The following is a 15916-nucleotide window of genomic DNA, read 5'->3' as shown; positions in this document are numbered from 1 at the left end:
CGTGGCTAAGTCGTTGTTTTTATTAGGTGTTCAAATAAATTCAACGCAATGCAGCCGCTGGCGCTGCGGCTGTAACCCGGTTACATGCGGTTTTTTTGGGTGTTCGCCCCTTGTTTTGGCACGCGTTGGGACAGATTCGGACCTTGGCAGAGGCAAAGCAAGACGCGAGGCGGGATGGAGGACCTGTGAGTGCCCGGCTCCGCCGCAGGAACGGCCTGCAGGGCCATTGACGTCACGGCGAGGGAAAGCCGGTCATGTGAGCGTTGGGCGGCCAGAAGTCAAATGCAGGCACCGATGCCCGGCGTTTCAGACCAAGGCGCGATATGCGTGGCGAAGGGCCCGCAAGGCCTCAGGAAGGGCCGCAACCGCCAGGACGATGGCAGGGGTGAGGAAATCATCAAACCGCGGGCCCTGGCGGTTTGTGCGCGTTCTGGGCGAAGCGCGCTGGAGATATCGATGGAGCGATGGCTCCATCGGGGGCCCGTTGCCGGCGCCACGTGCGCCGCAATGCCAGGCTCAGGCTTTTTTCAGAAACACCGACTTGAGCATGAAGCTGCCCTGCTCGGTCTTGCAGTCGACGTCATGGTCGCCGTTGCCATGGACCAGGCGAATGCTCTTGATCTTCGTGCCCTTCTTGATCACGGTCGATGATCCCTTGACCTTGAGGTCCTTGATCAGCAGCACCGCGTCGCCATCGGCCAGCAGCGTGCCGTTGGCATCGCGGATGCTGCCGTCGCCGGTCTCGCTTTCCTCTGCTGCCTCCTGGCCGCTTTGGGGCCACTCAAACGCGCAGTCGGGGCACAGGTAGCTCGCGCCGTCGGGATAGGTGTTCTCAAGGCCGCACTGGGGGCAGGCCGGGACTTGTTCTGGCATGGGGAAAACTTTCTCTTTCAAGTGGAAACGATGCAATGGTTGATGGGCCCTGCCCTTTTATCTTGGCGGGCGCTTTTCGAGCGCAAAAGGCGGCAGGCCGTTGAGCAGCCGCTGGCCATAGCTGGTGTGCACCAGGCGCTTGTCATAGCAGTAGACAAATGCCCGGTCCTCTTCGGTGCGGATCGCACGGCCTACCCATTGGGCCAGGCGTATGGCCGTGGCGGGCACCACGAGCTCGCTGAAGGGGTCCCTGCCTGCGCTGCGCAGCCATTCGGCGCGGGCTTCTCCCACGGGGTCGTCTGGCGGGGCAAACGGCAGCTTGGTGATGAACAGCGACTCGCATAGTGCGCCCGGCAGATCCAGCCCCTCGCCGAACGACTGCATGCCGAAGATGATGGAGGGCTGGCCGTCTGCGACCCGCTCGCGGTGCAGGGCCAGCAGCTGGGCGCGCGGCATGGCCGTTTGCACCAGCACATTGGCGCGCATTGCGGTCGAGAGGGCGTCGACGGCCTGGCGCATCTGCTCGCGCGAAGTGAAGAGCACCAGCGCGCCGGATTCGACGCGTGCCAGGTCATGCAGCAGCGCCTCCACCATCTCGCTGGTGAAGGCGCTGGCCTGGCGTGGATCGGCATGGGTCTGCGCGGCAACGAATATGCCCTGGGACGCGTAGTCGAACGGGCTGGGCACTTCGAGCGTGGTTACTGCCGCATCGCCGTGCAGGCCGGATTCGCGCAGGAAGAAGTCAAATTGTCCACAGCTTGTTAAAGTGGCCGAAGTCAGCACCGCGCCGCGTACCTGCGACCACAGATGGCGGCGCAGAGTCGCTCCCGGCAGCAGCGGACTGGCATGGGCCTTGACCACGATGAACTCGCCATCTGTCTCCAACGTGAACCATTTTGCGTTGGGAACATACTGACTGTCGTCATTTTCAGCAGGCTGCTGCAGCAGCAGCTGGGCCGTGTCGTATACCGATTCGAGTCGGGGTGCGAGTGCGCCGACCTGTGCATACATTGTGGATAACCTGCGAGCTTCTTCGGGTTTGTCGCGGATCTCCACGCGCAGTGCCTTGGAGATTGCGCGCAGTGCGTCCAGAAAGCCACTGGCGTGGTGCGAAGCCTGGGCCAGGGGTTCGAGCAGAGCCTCGGGCAGTATTCCGCGCGTTGCGCGCACCCGCGCCGGTCCCCAGCTGTCCTTCTGCGACTTGAGTTCGTCGCCGTAGAAATCCATCACCAGGCGGGCCAGATCCTGCAGCGTCTGGCGCAGCTGGCTCGAGTGGGTCGGTACGTCGGCGACCTCCTCGACTTCGAGCATGGTGCCCACGCGCAGCGCGCGGCTGGCGAGTTTGTCTATCCAGCCCAGACGGCTCAAGTCAAGTGCGCAGGCGAATTGGGACAGTGCGGTGGCCGGCAGGTGGTGGGCCTCGTCGAGCACCAGCAGACAGTTGTCCAGGTCGGGCAGCAGGCGCGCGCCCAGCGAAGACAGCAGCAGATCATGGTTGGCCACGATCACCTGGGCCGCAACCATGGATTTGCGGCGTTCATAGTAAGTGCAGCCATCGAAAGCCGGGCAATGTTTGCCGGTGCAGGAGCTCGACTCGGCCGCGACCGGACTCCAGGCCTCGGGTTCGGGGGGCGTGGCCAGCGAGTCGCGGTCGCCGTCCCAAACTCCTGTGGCCATGGCGTCGGCCATGCTCGCATAGAACTGCATGCGCGCCTCGAGTTCCTGGGCCGGACGCGCCCGGGTCGCGGCTTCTTCCTCGGCGAACAGGTCGTCGGCCGCGTCATGCGATTCGCCCGTGCCCGCGAGGCGCTCGAGCTTGAGCTTGCAGACAAAGCGTCCGCGGCCCTTGGCGAGGGCGAATTTGAACGGCTGCTCAAGCTGTGCGGCGAGGGCCGGCAAATCCTTGTTGACCAACTGCTCCTGCAGCGCCACGGTCGCGGTCGAGATCAGCACCCGGGTGCCGCGCGCCAGCGCGAGCGTGATCGCGGGAATGCTGTAGGCCAGCGATTTTCCAACGCCCGTTCCGGCTTGAATTACCGCAATGGAGCGTTCCGGCTCCGGAGCATCGTCATCGACTTTTCCGAGCTGGGCGGTGCTGAACGTGGTGGCGACCTGGGCCGCCATGCGCCGCTGACCTTCGCGGCCGCGAAACCCGGGGATGGACGCGACGACATCATCGAACGATTCAAGGCCCAACTGGGCCCACTTTTGCTGGGACATTGAGAGCGGAATGGACTGGCTTTTCGAGGGCCTGTCGGTATAAATAAGAAATAAAACACAGATATGTAGTGAATAAAATGTTAAATCTTATGTTTTCTACGCTACATACGGTGCTTTTGAGCACATACAACCTGTGTTGCATACGCGTTCGAGCCGGTCATGGAAGTGCCGACTGTGTATTTTCGCAGGACTGAGAATTCTGTGGATAAGAGCGGATAAGTTTTTGCCGGCTTCTGTGGGAGGAAACTTATCCACAGCATTTTTTGCGTGACTTCAGGTACATACACTGTGCGTATCTCTGGGGACAGCTATGCGGATTGTCAGAGGATTGCATGGAAAATTCGTTGCCTGCCAATGACTTGCGCCGACTATCCACAGGTTTTCCAGAAAGCTGGCTGGAGATGACCCAAAACCACACAGGCATCAGCAGCCATTTATCCACAGTACAGCCTGCACATAGCGTGCCTGCGCTGTGCATAGTGATGCGCCCCTGCGATGGGTTGCGCACGCATGGACCCATCCCGGGCGACGGCTGCGGCTCAAATCCCGGCGATTCCCGTTTCTGCTTAAAAAACAGGCAAAAAAAGCTCAATCTTTGGCAGTCTGCGCCCAAAAAATGGGGTTTACCCGGGGGGATTTGGTTTAAAGCTATTCATAACGTAGCTGTAAAGTGTTGTTTTAAAAGGATATATCGGGTTTTGCAGCCGATTTCAGCTTTGGCGATGGGCAAGCCGTGAAAGCATGCTTGCCCATGGTTTGTAATTTTTCTTATCTTTTTGTTCGGCTGATTCGGCTATCTGAAACCATATGCCCATAGCCTGAATAAAAATGACGCTGTGGTATTGCGCAGAGAGTGCAACAATGTGTTGTCGAACCTGGCTGCTTGGTTTACCTGCCCATTGATTTCCAGACGCGGACCTGCCGCGTTGCACAGGGCTTGGTACGGAGGACGCTGCCGGTGCTCGCAACGCCAACAACCACAGTGTGAACAGGCTTAAGCTTCCATATGCCCACGTCGCCTCTCACTTCGTCCGCGATGGATAACGCTTCATACCTTTACAGGCATGAACTGCAAAGCCGTTACCGCTGGCTGCGCTTTGCTCCGGACATAGAGCGCGAATTCATGAATTTCCTGCGCGAATCCCAATCGGTGAATTTCGTGGCTTGCGCCTGGATCGGGCTCGCGCTGTGGCTGGGCATTGTGGGCTGGGATGTGCTGCGCTACCTGCAGCACATTCAAGGTACGGCGATCGAGGCGAGCTATCTGCACATCATCATTCCCACGCGGCTGGTGAATCTGCTGGCGCTGGGCGCACTGCTGATCAGTCTGCCGCGTCTGCGTCACAGCGCATGGATGGGGACTGCGGGCCTGGCGACCATCGCGGTGTATTGCGTCTGCGCTTTCATATGCGCCTATGTGTACAACCGGCTGGACATCCGCGATGGCATGGCCGCATCGATCCTGATTTTGATGACGGTGCTGTTTCCCTGCGGCATGACGCTCAGGCAGGCGCTGCCGACCAGTGCGCTGCTCATTGCTGCCTACTGGCTCACGGCATGGCAGTTTCTGTCGCCCGCACGCTGGGAAGCGTTTCGCGACACCGGCAGTCTGCTGATGGTGTGCCTGGGCATGATGGCCTTCGGCAGCTATCTGCGCGAACGCGGCGCGCGCGAGCAGTTTCTGCTGCGCCGCCTGCTGGATTGGGAGGCCGCCCACGACCCGCTCACCGGCCTGGCCAACCGCCGCAGCTTCCAGCGGCATTTCGACGTCTGCCTGGCGCAGGCGCAGCGCGACGGCAAGACGTTGATGCTGGCCATCCTGGACCTCGACCATTTCAAGCTCTACAACGACCATTACGGCCACAAGGCGGGCGACCGGGCGTTGCAGCAGGTGGCGCTGGTCCTCGGACACTATGCGGCGCGTCCCATGGACATGGCGATACGCCTGGGCGGCGAGGAATTCGGTCTGCTGAGCTATGCCGACGAAGCGCCGGCGCTGACCCGGCGCATGCAGCATCTGCTCGCGCAGCTGCAGGGGCTGCATATCCTGCATGAATACTCGCCCACGGCCTCGTGCCTCACGGCCAGCATAGGCATCGCCCAGGCCGAGCCCGCGGCCACCACCGACAGCCTGTTCCTGCAGGCCGATGCCCAGCTTTACCGTGCCAAGGAAGCGGGCCGCAACCGGGTCTGCGGGCCCGACACCAGTGCGGAGGCCGGCAGTGCCAAGCCTGCCGAAAAGTCCGCCGTCGCGTCCGCCTGAGCGCTAGGCCCGCGGCGCCGTTCAGGCGATCGGATTGCCGTTCTTGTGCGCAATGACCTGGGCCATGATGCTCACGGCGATTTCGGCCGGCGTCTTGCTGCCTATGGACAGGCCAGCGGGCGAGTGCAGGCGCGCGAGCGTGTCGGGCGCGACATCGAAATGCTCCTGCATGCGCTCGCGCCGGCTCTGGGCGTTGCGGCGCGAACCGATGGCGCCGACATAGAAGGCCGGGCTCTGCATGGCTTCGAGCAAGGCCATGTCGTCTAGCTTGGGGTCGTGGCTCAGCGCGATCACGCAGCTGCGCAGATCGGGTCTGAAGGCCGTCACGGCGTCATCGGGCATCAGCGTGCTGCGCTGCACGCCCTGGATCTGCAGCGAGGCCATGTATTCCTGGCGCGGGTCGCAGATGGTCACGACGAAACCGTTGAAGATGGCCATGGTCGCGAGGTATTCGCTCAGCGTGCCCGCGCCTATGAGCAGCATGCGGTAGCCCGGTCCCAGCACGTTGTGCAGGGTCTGGGCGTCGATGGCCAGCGCCTGGGGCGCATCGGTCTGGCCCAGCGTGGCCTGGCCGGTCGCCAGATCCAGGCTGCGGCGCACCAGCGCGCCCGACAGCAGCTGTTCGGTCAGTTGCAGCAGCTCCTGTGCATCCGGGTCGAATTCGAGCACCAGTTCGAGCGTGCCGCCGCAGGGCAGGCCGAAGCGATGGGCTTCGTCGGCGGTGACTCCGTAGGTGACATGGCGCGGCGGCTGGGCCCAGCCGCGCGCATGGTCCATCTGCTCGCCCAGGCGTGTGTAGCGCTGCAGCAGGTCGTCCTCGATGCAGCCGCCCGAGACCGAGCCTACGGTCTGGCCGTTTTCGCACAGCGCCATCATCGCGCCCACGGGCCGGGGCGACGAACCCCAGGTGCGCACGACCGTGGCGAGCACGGCGTGCAGGCCCTGGGCACGCCAGCGGTGCAGTTGTTGCAGGACGGTGATATCGATGTGGTTCATGCGGCGTGCTTGCGAGAAATATGCCCATCCATATCCGACCCTTCGATCCTTCGACCGGCTCAGGACTCAGGGCGAACGGGTAAATGGCCGGTCCTTCAATCCTTCGTCGGGCTCGGAGCCCAGGGCCCAGAGGTGACGAAGAACGAAGGGTTGCATGGAAAGTGTAGACCGGGCCACCGCGCTGCGCTCTGTGCGCTGGCCCTTTGCACACTCAGTGGTGGGCCTTGGCCGGATCGGTCTCGGCGCGCACCTTGGCCACGGTCTGCTTCAGGTCGGGCCATTCCTGCAGGCCGTACTGGGCGCGCATGGTGTTGAGCAGCACCGCGATCTGCGCGTCGCTGAGCGCGTAGCGGAACGACGGCATGGTACCCAGTTCCGCATGCGCGGGCGCCTGTATGCCTTCGAGCACGGCGCGCACGGCGTTGTTGGGCGACTGCGCATGCATGTTGGTGTTGAGCGCGAGTTGCGGGCGGCTGCCGAACGTGGATTCGGCAAGCTGGCCCTGCGGATCGCTGCTGTGGCAGCTCATGCACGCGCCCTGGTACAGGCGCAGGCCCTGGGCATCGGCGGGAACGGCTTGCGCGGTCTCGGCCTTGCGCACCAGTGCCTGGGCGTCGACGGGCTGGGCGTCGGCCTTCTTGTACGACAGGATGTACGTGGTCAGCGCCTGCAGGTCCTTGTCGTCGAGCTGGGCCAGGCCATGGGCCACGGGGGCCATGGGGCCAGCCGCCACGCCATGGCGCTGCGAGGCACCGGTGCGGAAATACTGCAGCAGGTCATCGGACGTCCAGGGCACGGGCGCGGCCGTGGCCGTGGTCAGCGCAGGCGCATCCCAGCCTTCGGCGGAACCGCCGGCCAGGTGGAAGATGCCTTTCTTTTCGCCGGCAAACGCATCGCGTGGCGAATGGCAGGCACTGCAGTGGCCCAGGCCTTCGGCGATGTAGGCGCCGCGGTTCCATTCGGGCGTCTGGGTGGCGACATCGGCCACGGGGCCGGGTGTCAGATTCATCCAGTTCCAGACCGCGATGCCACGGCGGATGTTGAACGGAAAGCCCAGCGCGGTTTGCGGCGCTTCGCTTTTGACCGCGGGCTGCGACATCAGATAGGCATAGATGTCATGCATATCTGCGTCCGTCACGCGCGTGAACGCGGTGTACGGGAACGCGGGGTACAGATGCCGGCCTTCGCGGTCCACGCCGTGGCGCATGGCGCGCTCGAACGCCTCGTACGACCAGCGGCCGATGCCGGTTTCGGGATCGGGCGTGATGTTGGTCGAGTAGATGGTACCGAACGGGCTGGGCATGGGAAAGCCGCCCGCGTTCTCGGCGCCGTTCTTGGCGGTGTGGCAGACCGCGCAGTCGCCCATTGCGACCAGCGTCTTGCCGTTGGCGATCTGCTGGGCCGAGAAGTCCTGCACCGCAATGCTTTGCTGGGGCGCGATTTCGCCATGGTGGGTCACGGCGAGGAATGCTGCGCCGGCAACGGCGACCAGGCCCAGGCCCCCCAGGGTGATTTTTTTGATGGTTTTCATGTGGCTGTCCGGGGGTTATTTGCGGGCTTGGGCCTGGCGCAGCGCGGCCAGTACACGGCTGGGCGTGAACGGCACTTCCGTGAGGCGCACGCCGATGGCGTCGAAGACGGCGTTGGCGATCGCGGCGGCGCTGGGCACCGAGGCCGACTCGCCCGCGCCCATGGGCGCTTCATGCGGCAGCTCGAGCAGTTCGATCTGAACTTCGGGCAGTTCGTCGAAGCGCAGCAGCGGATAGCCGCCCCAGTCGAGCGACGTGGTGCCGCTGGCGTCGAAGGTCACGAACTCCTTGAGCGCGCGGCTCGTCGACTGGATGATGTTGCCGTGCACCTGGTGGCGCACGCCGGCCGGGTTGACCATGGCGCCGCAGTCGTGGGTGCAGAACACCTTGTCGACCTTGATTTCACCGGTCTCGCGGTTGACCGAGACATCGCAGACCCAGGCGGCCCAGGCCGCGCCGAAGCCCGGGAACTTGCTGTGGAAGTAGCGCGCGTAGGCAAAGCCCCGGCCCTTGGCGATCTTTTGATCGGCCGCGGTGGGCGCGCGGAACGCGACCCCGTCCTGCCACTGGCTCAGGCGGTGGGCAGCCTTCATCACGCCGACCGCGCGCTCGTCCTTCATGTAGCGCAGGCGGTAGGCAATCGGGTCGGCCTTGGCGAGATAGGCGGCTTCGTCAATCCAGCATTCGTGCGCCAGCACATTGGGCAGGGCCGACACGCCGCGCATCCAGGACGCGCGCACCATGGGCGCGGCGTCCAGCGACACCGCGCGCACCGAAGGGTAGTCGTACAGCGGGATCGACGTGCGGTCGCCCATCTGCAGCACCTTCTTCTCGTTCTTGACCTTGCCGGTCAGCACCAGCGCCAGCGTGGGCGAGAGGTTCGACGGGTAGCTGGTCTGCAGCTCGTAGGCGACGACATTGCCGGCGTCGTCCAGGCCGCCGCGCAGCTTGATCAGCTGGCCCGTGCCCTTGGGCTCCCAGCCCGATTCCTGCTCGCGCATCAGCTGCACGCGCACCGGCTTGCCCACGGCGCGCGCCAGCAGCAGCGCGTCGGCGGCGACGTCGTCGGCGCAGTTGCGGCCGTAGCAGCCCGAGGCTTCCATGCGGTGCACGTTGACATAGTCGGCGTGCAGGTCGATGAGCTTGCCCAGGTCCTTGCGCAGGTCGTGCGGGTTCTGCGTTCCCGACCAGACTTCGGCCTTGCCGTCGGCGAACTGCGCGACCGCGCAGGACGGGCCTATCGAGGCATGCATGTGGTACGGCCAGACGTATTCGCGCTCCAGGGGCTGGGTGACCTTCTGGATCGCGTCCTTGAAGTTGTCATCCTCGCGCAGCATGCGCGGCGCCTTCTCGAGCTGGTTGAGCGTGGCGCGCAGGCCGTCGAGGCTCAGGTCGGGCAGGCCGGCCCATTCCTTCCACTGCACCTTGAGCTGGTGCATGGCGGCAATGGCCTGCTCTTCGCGCTCGGCAACGATGCCGATGAAGTCACCCTGCACCACGACCTTGACGATGCCGGGCAGGTGCTTGATCGAGTCGTGGTCCACGGAGATCAGGCTGTCGCCCAGCGGCGCCGTGTGGTCCGCGCCGGTGTAGGGCGGGCGCACGACGCGGCCGTGCAGCATGCCGGGCAGGCGCACGTCATGCACATAGGTCAGCGCGCCCAGCACCTTGTTCGGGATGTCCACGCGCGGCACCGACTGGCCGATGTACTTGTGTTCCTTGCTCGAGCGCAGTGGCATGTGCTGGTCGAGATCGATGTGCAGGTCCTGGCCCGCGGCGAGTTCGCCGTACGACAGGCGCTTGCCCGCACCGATGACGAAGCCGTTCTCGGTGCGCAGCTGGGCCGCGGGCACGGACCAGCGCTCGCTGGCCAGGTTGATCAGCAGCTGGCGCACCTGGCGCGCGGCCTGGCGCATGGGCGTCGACGTGTTCTGGATGGTGTCGCTGGCAATCGTCGGGCCCAGATCGGGGGTGCGCGTGGTGTGTCCCAGGATGATCTTCACGCGCGCGATGTCGGTCTCGATCTCGTCGGCCACGAGCTGGCCTATGGCCGTGCGCACGCCCGTGCCCAGGTCCACGTGGCCGTTGAAGCCGATCACGTCGCCGTCGGCACTGATGGCGATGAAGCTGTCGACCAGCGTTCCCGCGGGCACGGGAAACGGGCCTTGCGCCGGGGTCGGTGGATGCAGCAGCGGGCCCGTGCCTGCAAGAATGGCCAGCGGGCCCGTGGCCGCGGCGCTGACCATGATCAGGCCGCCGGTCTTGAGCAATTGGCGGCGCGTCAGCTGCAGCGTGCCGGGCTGGTCGTCGCGCGAAGTAGTCTTGAATCCGAACATCACACCAGCTCCTTGGAACATGCAGCCTGACCATGCGTTGCGCAGGCGCCTTCAACGACCGCCACGGCGCCGTGCACATGGCGGCCCTGGGCGATCAGATCGCGCGCGCGCGTTGCGGCCTCGAGGATCTCGATATGCGTGCCGCAGCGGCACAGGTGGTGGGCCAGCTGCTTCTTGATTTCGTCATCGCTGGCCTGCGGGCGTTTGTCGAACAGCGCAACCAGCGCCATGATCATTCCGTTGACGCAGTAGCCGCATTGCGCGGCCTGGGTGTCGATGAACGCCTGCTGCACCGGATGCAGCAGCACGGCTTGCGTGGCGGCAGCGGCCTGGGTTTGCAGCGAAGCGTCGCCCAGGTCCTTGAACAGCGGGTCGAGCGCGACCTGGGCCTGCGCCTGGCGCGTGGCTTCTGGCGACAGACCTTCGAGTGTGGTCACTTCCTTGCCGTTGACCACGGACAGCGGCACCGAGCACGAGCGCGCGACCTTGCCGTCGATCAGCACGGCGCAGGCGCCGCATTGGCCCAAGCCGCAGCCGTATTTGGGACCGTTGAGCTGCATGTCATTGCGCAGGACATACAGCAAGGGGGTATCAGCAGATGCCTTGTCTGCATCCACCGTATTGCCATTGAGTTTGAATTTCATCGCGTGTTATATGTTTTCGCGCTGCGAGCGCGGTTGTTCTTGATGACCTGTGAGCCGGGCGGGCGTAAGCTTCGTGGCGGGTTTTCCTATGCGATCGGGAAAAATTGCTGCGCAAAAAACAAAAAAGAAAATCGGCGGGCGCCGATTTTCTCTGGAGGGAAATAGGGAGCTATTTCCAGTGCTGGAAATTAGGTGCAGACCGATGTCGGAGATATTGTTCTTGCCATTGGAGCAATCCAATGCTTTGCAGAGATACCGGGAATGTGAGTCACGCTGTCGAGGCCTTGGGGCGCTGCCAGGCGGGCAATTCTCGTCGGCTGCTGTATTGAGTGATGACACTCATTATTTGTGCGATTCCCCAAATCCCGTACGTGAAGTAAGGGAAAACCCTTGAGGTGCTCGGGTGTTGTGAGCGCTCGCCAGCGGAAAGTTCTTTTGTCTGCATGCAAAAAGCCCCATGGCTGCAGGCAGGCACGGGGCTAGGAGGCAAGGCGCGGCGCTCAGCGTTGGCGGCGTCGCCGCATCAACCAGGCGATCAGCGCGAGCAGCGCAACTGCGCCCACGGCCATGGCCGCGCGCGCCAGCGTCAGCCGCGTGGCGTCGGCGCCGGCCGTGGCCGGGTCGCGCAGCTTGGCCACCTGGGCTTCGCTGACCCTGGCCTCGGGATTGCCGTAGGTCGTCAGCAGATAGTTGCTCAGCGTGGTGACCTGCCTGTCGCTGAGTTCGTGCGCAAACGCGGGCATCACGCTGTCGGTGCCCACGCGGTGTATGCCGTGCAGCAGCACCTGCACCAGGTTGTTGCTGTTGGCATTGCCCAGAGACGTGTTGTGGAACAGCGCGGGCAGACCGTCGCCGTCGCTGCCCTGGCCCTGGTGGCAGCTCGCGCAGTACGCGTCATAGAGCTGGAGGCCGGTCAGCGCATCGAAGTCCCTGGGCAGCGCCGTGCCGCGCACGCTGTCGAGGTCGTCGCGCGCCTGGCCGAAGCGGTCGGCCGCCTGCCTGGCCTTGTCGTTTGCGACCGCGGGGACGTGAGCACGCTCTTGACGTTCATTTCGCGCGCCGAGGCATGGCGCAGCTTGTCGGCGAATTCCTTGCCGTAGACCCCGGCCTTGAGCAGCGAGCGCGTCGCGCCGTCGACGCGCGAGATGTTCGTGAAGTCCAGCCGGTAGGGCGAGTGCTCGGCGCGGAACGCTCCGTTGCGCATGGTGTTGATCGACACCGGGCTTTTCGGGCCGCGGCCCAGCCAGACATCCTCGTCGGCGTCGAAGGTCAGCGAGGTGCTGGGGTGGTCCATCAGATGGCGGCCGACCATGTCGTTGTCGTTGTCGTTGGCGATGCCGTTCTTGAACTTGTCGCTTTTCGACAGCAGCAGGCGCGGCGACTCGATGCCGTTGGAGGCGACGATGAAAGTCTTGCCCGTCACGCGGTGCACGTTCTTGTCGGGGTCGTAGTAGTTGGCGGCGACGATGCGGCCCCGGGCGTCATGCTCGAGCTGGAACACGTTGGCGCGGGTCTGCAGCTTCACGCCCGCGGCCAGCGCCTGCTGCACTGCAATGCCGCCGTGGTACTGCGCGTCGATGGGGCAGATCGGCTGGCAGCTGTTGTTGCCGCAGCAGGGCGGGCGGCCATCAAAGCTGCGGCTGTTGCGCGCCACGGTGTTGCCCACCACGGGGAAGGTGCCCGCGAGGCGGTCGCGCACGCGCTGCATGGCGTAGGGCATCGCGACTTCGCCCATGGGGAAGGGCTGGCTGCGCGGCGAGCCGGTTTCGGTGGAGCCGCCCACGCCCATGATTTCCCCGGCCTGCTGGTAGTAGGGCTCGAGCTCGTCGTAGTCGAACGGCCAGTCCACGCCCACGCCGTAGAGGCTCTTGATCCTGAAGTCGCCGGGCACATTGCGCCAGGCGTGCGCCGCCCAGTGCCAACTCGTGCCGCCGACCATGCGGATGTATTCGGCCTTGTACGGGTAGGGGCCGGCCTGCACCAGATAGCCGTTGTCTTCGGGCTGGTAGATGGGGTGGGGCGCGGTGTCCAGCGAAGGGTAGGGCGACATCCAGTCGCTGCGCCGCGGCGAGTTGCGGAACTGCGCGACGATCTGCGCGCGCGGCACGTTGGCACCGGCTTCGAGCATCAGCACCGAAGCGCCGGCCTTGGCCAGCCTGGCGGCGAGCATCGCGCCGATGATGCCGGCGCCGACGATCACGTAGTAAGCGGAAAGAGGGGTGGAATCAGCCATGGGGTGTTCTTTTGTGGGGGACTGGGGGTCCGGCGGCGATCAGCCGTGCACCGGCAGGCGCCGGAGGTTGAACGTCGTGGGGTTGCGCGTCCAGCTGCCATACAGGCCGTAGGAGTAGGTCGGCGGCTTGAGCTTGTCGGCCACGGTCTGCGCGTTGAGCGCGAACTCATAGGCCACGACCTGGGTGCGCGTGCCGCTGCCCGCGACTGCAGGCGCGCGTTCAGTTGCGCCAGCGCCACCTGGCCGTTTGTTATCCATTGCCACAGCGCGCTGGCCTGGGGACCGAAGCGCGGGTCCAGCGCCTGCAGCGCGGCCTGCAGGCGCGCGCCCAGGCGGGGGTTGAGGTCGTCGCGCGCGCACGAAGGCTTCGACGCCCATATCGTGGCGCGCACGCTGGCGACCTCGGAAGCCTATCTTTGCGCCTCGCCGGCCTATATCGCGCGCCATGGCCAGCCGCAGACGCCGCAAGACTTGCGCGACCATCATTGCCTGTTGCGCCGCGCAACGCCTGCGCACCGCGATGTGCTGGCGCTGTGGCGCAGCGGCGAGCGCGTGACCGGGCCCGCGGTGCACCAGATTGCGGTCTCGCCTGTCGTCACCATCAACGAGACCGCGAGCCTGATGCAGATGGTGCTCGATGGCGCAGGCATAGCGACGTTCACGGACGACATCGCCGCGCCGTTCATGCGCGCGGGCGCGCTGCAGCGCGTGCTGCCCGGCTGGATCACGGGCCGCAAGCACATGCCCGAGCGAACGCGCGTGTTTCTTGAATTCGTCAGCGCCTCGCACCAGCGGCCGCCCGCCACCCACGAGATCTGAGCGCACGGGCCTAGGCGCTCGCGCGGTCCTTGAGTTTTCGCCACAGCGTGGTGCGGCTGATGCCCAGTGCTTTCGCGGCTGCATTGTGGTCGCCGTCGCAGTCCGCGAGCACCTGCTGGATATGGCGCAGTTCATGGTGCGCGCGTTCGGCGACCAGCGAGGCGTCAGCGCCCTGCGGTGTCGCTTGCGGCGGCGCGGGCAGGTCGATCAGCGCGATCAGATCGGCCAGGTCGGGCGTGCCTGCCAGCTCCACGCAGCGCACGGCCACGCGTTGCGCGAAGTTGTGCAGTTCGCGCGCATTGCCGGGCCAGCGGTGGCGCGCGACCACGGCCGGCAGCAGGCGCAGCACGGGCGCCATCGACTGCGCGAGCCCGATTTCGCGCATCGCGGTCTGGACCATCATGTCGGCCAGCAGCAGCAGGTCGGCCGGGCGTTCAGCCAGCGGCGCGAGGTCTATGCGCAGCACGGCGATGCGAAAGTACAGGTCTTCGCGGAAGCTGCCGGCGCGCACCATGGCCGCGAGATCGCGGTGGGTCGCGGCCAGGATGCGGATGTCTATGGCCACGGGCGCGTTTGCGCCCACGCGCGTGACTTCGCGCTCCTGCAGAACGCGCAAAAGCCGGGTCTGCAGCGCGAACGGCAGCTCGCCGATTTCATCGAGAAACACCGTGCCGCGGTGCGCGGCTTCGAACAGTCCGGCCTTGCCTTCGCGGCGCGCGCCCGTGAACGCGCCGTCTTCGTAGCCGAACAGCTCGCTTTCGAGCAGGCTTTCGGTCAGCGCGCCGCAGTTCACCGCGACAAAGCGCTGGCTGCGGCGCCGGCTGGCGCTGTGTATGCCCTGGGCGATCAACTCCTTGCCCACGCCGGTCGCGCCCGTGATCAGCACCGGCGCTTCGGTCAGCGCGGCCACGGTTTCGCAGCGCCGCACCACGGCCTGCATCTGCGCCGAGGCCTGCACCACGTGCGCCAGCGTGTAGCGCGCGGGCCGGCGTTCGCGTTCGCGCTCGTGCGCGCGCAGCTTGCGGAACGCCTGCTCCACGCTGCTCGAGCGTTCGAGCGTGAACACCGCGCCATTGGGCCGGCCGCTTTCCATGATGGGCTGACCATGTACCAGCACCTTGCGCTGCGCCCATTCCTGCACGCGCGCCATGCGCGGCGCGTCGTCCGCGCCCTGCACGGCATGCGCATCGAGCGCTGGCAGCCATTGCTGCAGCGGCTGGCCCACAGCGGACGTGAGCGCGACGCCGGTCAGCGCATCGGCCGCGGGGTTGGCCGCGAGGATATGGCCCTGGGCATCGGTGGCGACGACGCCGCTGTCGAGATGGCGCAGCACGGCGGCCAGGCGTTCGCGTTCCGAGCGTTCGGCGCGCCGGGCAATCACTAGCTGGATCGCATCGTCGATCGCCGCGGCAATCGAATCGCGCGAGTACAGCAGCACGCCGCGCAGGCCGCGCTGATGGGCGGCGCGCACCGCCACGCCCGGGCCCACGATGGCCGTGACACCGCTGGCCGCGAGCTGCTCGACCAGCGCATGCGCATGGGCTTCGGACTCGTAGGCGTGCAGCTGCACGGGCAGGTCGTAGTGGCGCAGAAAGCGTGCGACGTCGTCGGGAATCTCGCGAAAGAACACCAGCGCGATGTCGCCCTGCGCGGCGCGCGCCGTCGCCAGCGCGGCCATGATGTCGAAGCCGCCGACGCGCACCGCGACCAGCGGCACGTCGATGCGGCTGCGCAGATAGCTCGCGTTCGAGCCCGCGCTCACCACCACTTCGACGCCGTCCTGGGCGACCGCTTTCTTCACCAGTTCGACGCCGCGGTCCAGGTTGCCGCGCTCGATGCGGATCTGCGCGCGCCCCTGGAATTGCGGCGCGACCAACAGCGCCACGTCGGCGAGTTCATAGGCGCTGACGACCAGCACGCAGGGCAGATCGTGGCGGGGAGGGATGGCATGGAACAGGTTGGGCATGCACGATGGTAGCAATACTGAAACAAAGCATGTTTCA

Annotated in this window: 13 protein-coding genes; 3 read left to right on the top strand and 10 right to left on the bottom strand. The window is 65.4% G+C overall.

Going from position 1 to position 15916, the window contains the following annotated elements:
- Positions 1–516: 516 nt before the first annotated feature.
- Together ACSVDO_RS00235 and dinG are read right to left on the bottom strand one after the other, a co-directional pair.
- Entirely contained in the window at positions 517–873 is a 357-nt protein-coding gene (locus tag ACSVDO_RS00235; RefSeq protein ID WP_332548873.1) for a zinc ribbon domain-containing protein YjdM, read from the bottom strand.
- A gap of 57 nt (positions 874–930) precedes the next feature.
- Positions 931–3093: an ATP-dependent DNA helicase DinG gene (gene dinG / locus ACSVDO_RS00230; protein WP_332548871.1), complete on the bottom strand. Its 2163-nt coding sequence runs from the start codon at positions 3091–3093 to the stop codon at positions 931–933.
- A 332-nt stretch (positions 3094–3425) separates the two neighbouring features.
- Here dinG and ACSVDO_RS00225 point away from each other — a divergent pair, with 332 nt between their 5' ends.
- The gene (locus ACSVDO_RS00225) at positions 3426–3830 is read left to right on the top strand and encodes a hypothetical protein (protein ID WP_489594502.1); all 405 of its coding nucleotides are present in this window, start codon (positions 3426–3428) and stop codon (positions 3828–3830) included.
- 299 nt (positions 3831–4129) lie between these two features.
- Positions 4130–5356 carry a GGDEF domain-containing protein gene (locus ACSVDO_RS00220; RefSeq protein ID WP_489594500.1) on the top strand — a complete coding sequence of 409 codons (1227 nt, stop codon included), beginning with the start codon at positions 4130–4132 and terminating at the stop codon, positions 5354–5356.
- A gap of 21 nt (positions 5357–5377) precedes the next feature.
- Here ACSVDO_RS00220 and ACSVDO_RS00215 read toward each other — a convergent pair whose 3' ends face one another.
- From ACSVDO_RS00215 to ACSVDO_RS00185, 7 genes are all read right to left on the bottom strand, one after another.
- Entirely contained in the window at positions 5378–6352 is a 975-nt protein-coding gene (locus tag ACSVDO_RS00215) for an XdhC family protein (RefSeq protein ID WP_489594498.1), read from the bottom strand.
- A 211-nt stretch (positions 6353–6563) separates the two neighbouring features.
- Positions 6564–7883 carry a cytochrome c gene (locus tag ACSVDO_RS00210; protein ID WP_332538631.1) on the bottom strand — a complete coding sequence of 440 codons (1320 nt, stop codon included), beginning with the start codon at positions 7881–7883 and terminating at the stop codon, positions 6564–6566.
- Between the two features lie 15 nt (positions 7884–7898).
- Positions 7899–10217 carry a xanthine dehydrogenase family protein molybdopterin-binding subunit gene (locus tag ACSVDO_RS00205; RefSeq protein ID WP_489594496.1) on the bottom strand — a complete coding sequence of 773 codons (2319 nt, stop codon included), beginning with the start codon at positions 10215–10217 and terminating at the stop codon, positions 7899–7901.
- Positions 10217–10861: a (2Fe-2S)-binding protein gene (locus tag ACSVDO_RS00200; RefSeq protein WP_489594495.1), complete on the bottom strand. Its 645-nt coding sequence runs from the start codon at positions 10859–10861 to the stop codon at positions 10217–10219. The genes ACSVDO_RS00205 and ACSVDO_RS00200 overlap by 1 nt, the downstream gene beginning before the upstream one ends.
- A gap of 500 nt (positions 10862–11361) precedes the next feature.
- Positions 11362–11814 (bottom strand): c-type cytochrome, encoded by a 453-nt coding sequence (locus tag ACSVDO_RS00195; RefSeq protein WP_489594493.1) that lies wholly within the window; start codon positions 11812–11814, stop codon positions 11362–11364.
- Positions 11775–13094, bottom strand: a complete 1320-nt coding sequence (locus ACSVDO_RS00190; protein WP_489594491.1) for an NAD(P)-binding protein — start codon at positions 13092–13094, stop codon at positions 11775–11777. Before ACSVDO_RS00190 ends, ACSVDO_RS00195 begins: the two co-directional genes overlap by 40 nt.
- Before the next feature lie 39 nt (positions 13095–13133).
- Positions 13134–13352, bottom strand: coding sequence for a sugar dehydrogenase complex small subunit (locus ACSVDO_RS00185; RefSeq protein ID WP_489594489.1), 219 nt, complete (start codon positions 13350–13352; stop codon positions 13134–13136).
- Positions 13353–13433: 81 nt separating this feature from the next.
- On the opposite strand from ACSVDO_RS00185, the gene ACSVDO_RS00180 reads away from it, so the two are divergent.
- Complete coding sequence (locus ACSVDO_RS00180) at positions 13434–13913, top strand: LysR substrate-binding domain-containing protein (RefSeq protein ID WP_489594487.1); 480 nt, start codon at positions 13434–13436, stop codon at positions 13911–13913.
- A 10-nt stretch (positions 13914–13923) separates the two neighbouring features.
- On the opposite strand, the gene prpR is transcribed toward ACSVDO_RS00180, so the two are convergent.
- A complete protein-coding gene (prpR, locus tag ACSVDO_RS00175) occupies positions 13924–15879 on the bottom strand; it encodes a propionate catabolism operon regulatory protein PrpR (RefSeq protein ID WP_489594486.1) in 1956 nt (651 codons plus the stop codon).
- Positions 15880–15916 lie beyond the last annotated feature (37 nt).

This window comes from Comamonas sp. DB36, assembly GCF_057914905.1.
The sequence above is the reverse complement of the archived record's forward strand: the minus strand, read 5'-3'. Positions and strand labels throughout refer to the sequence as shown.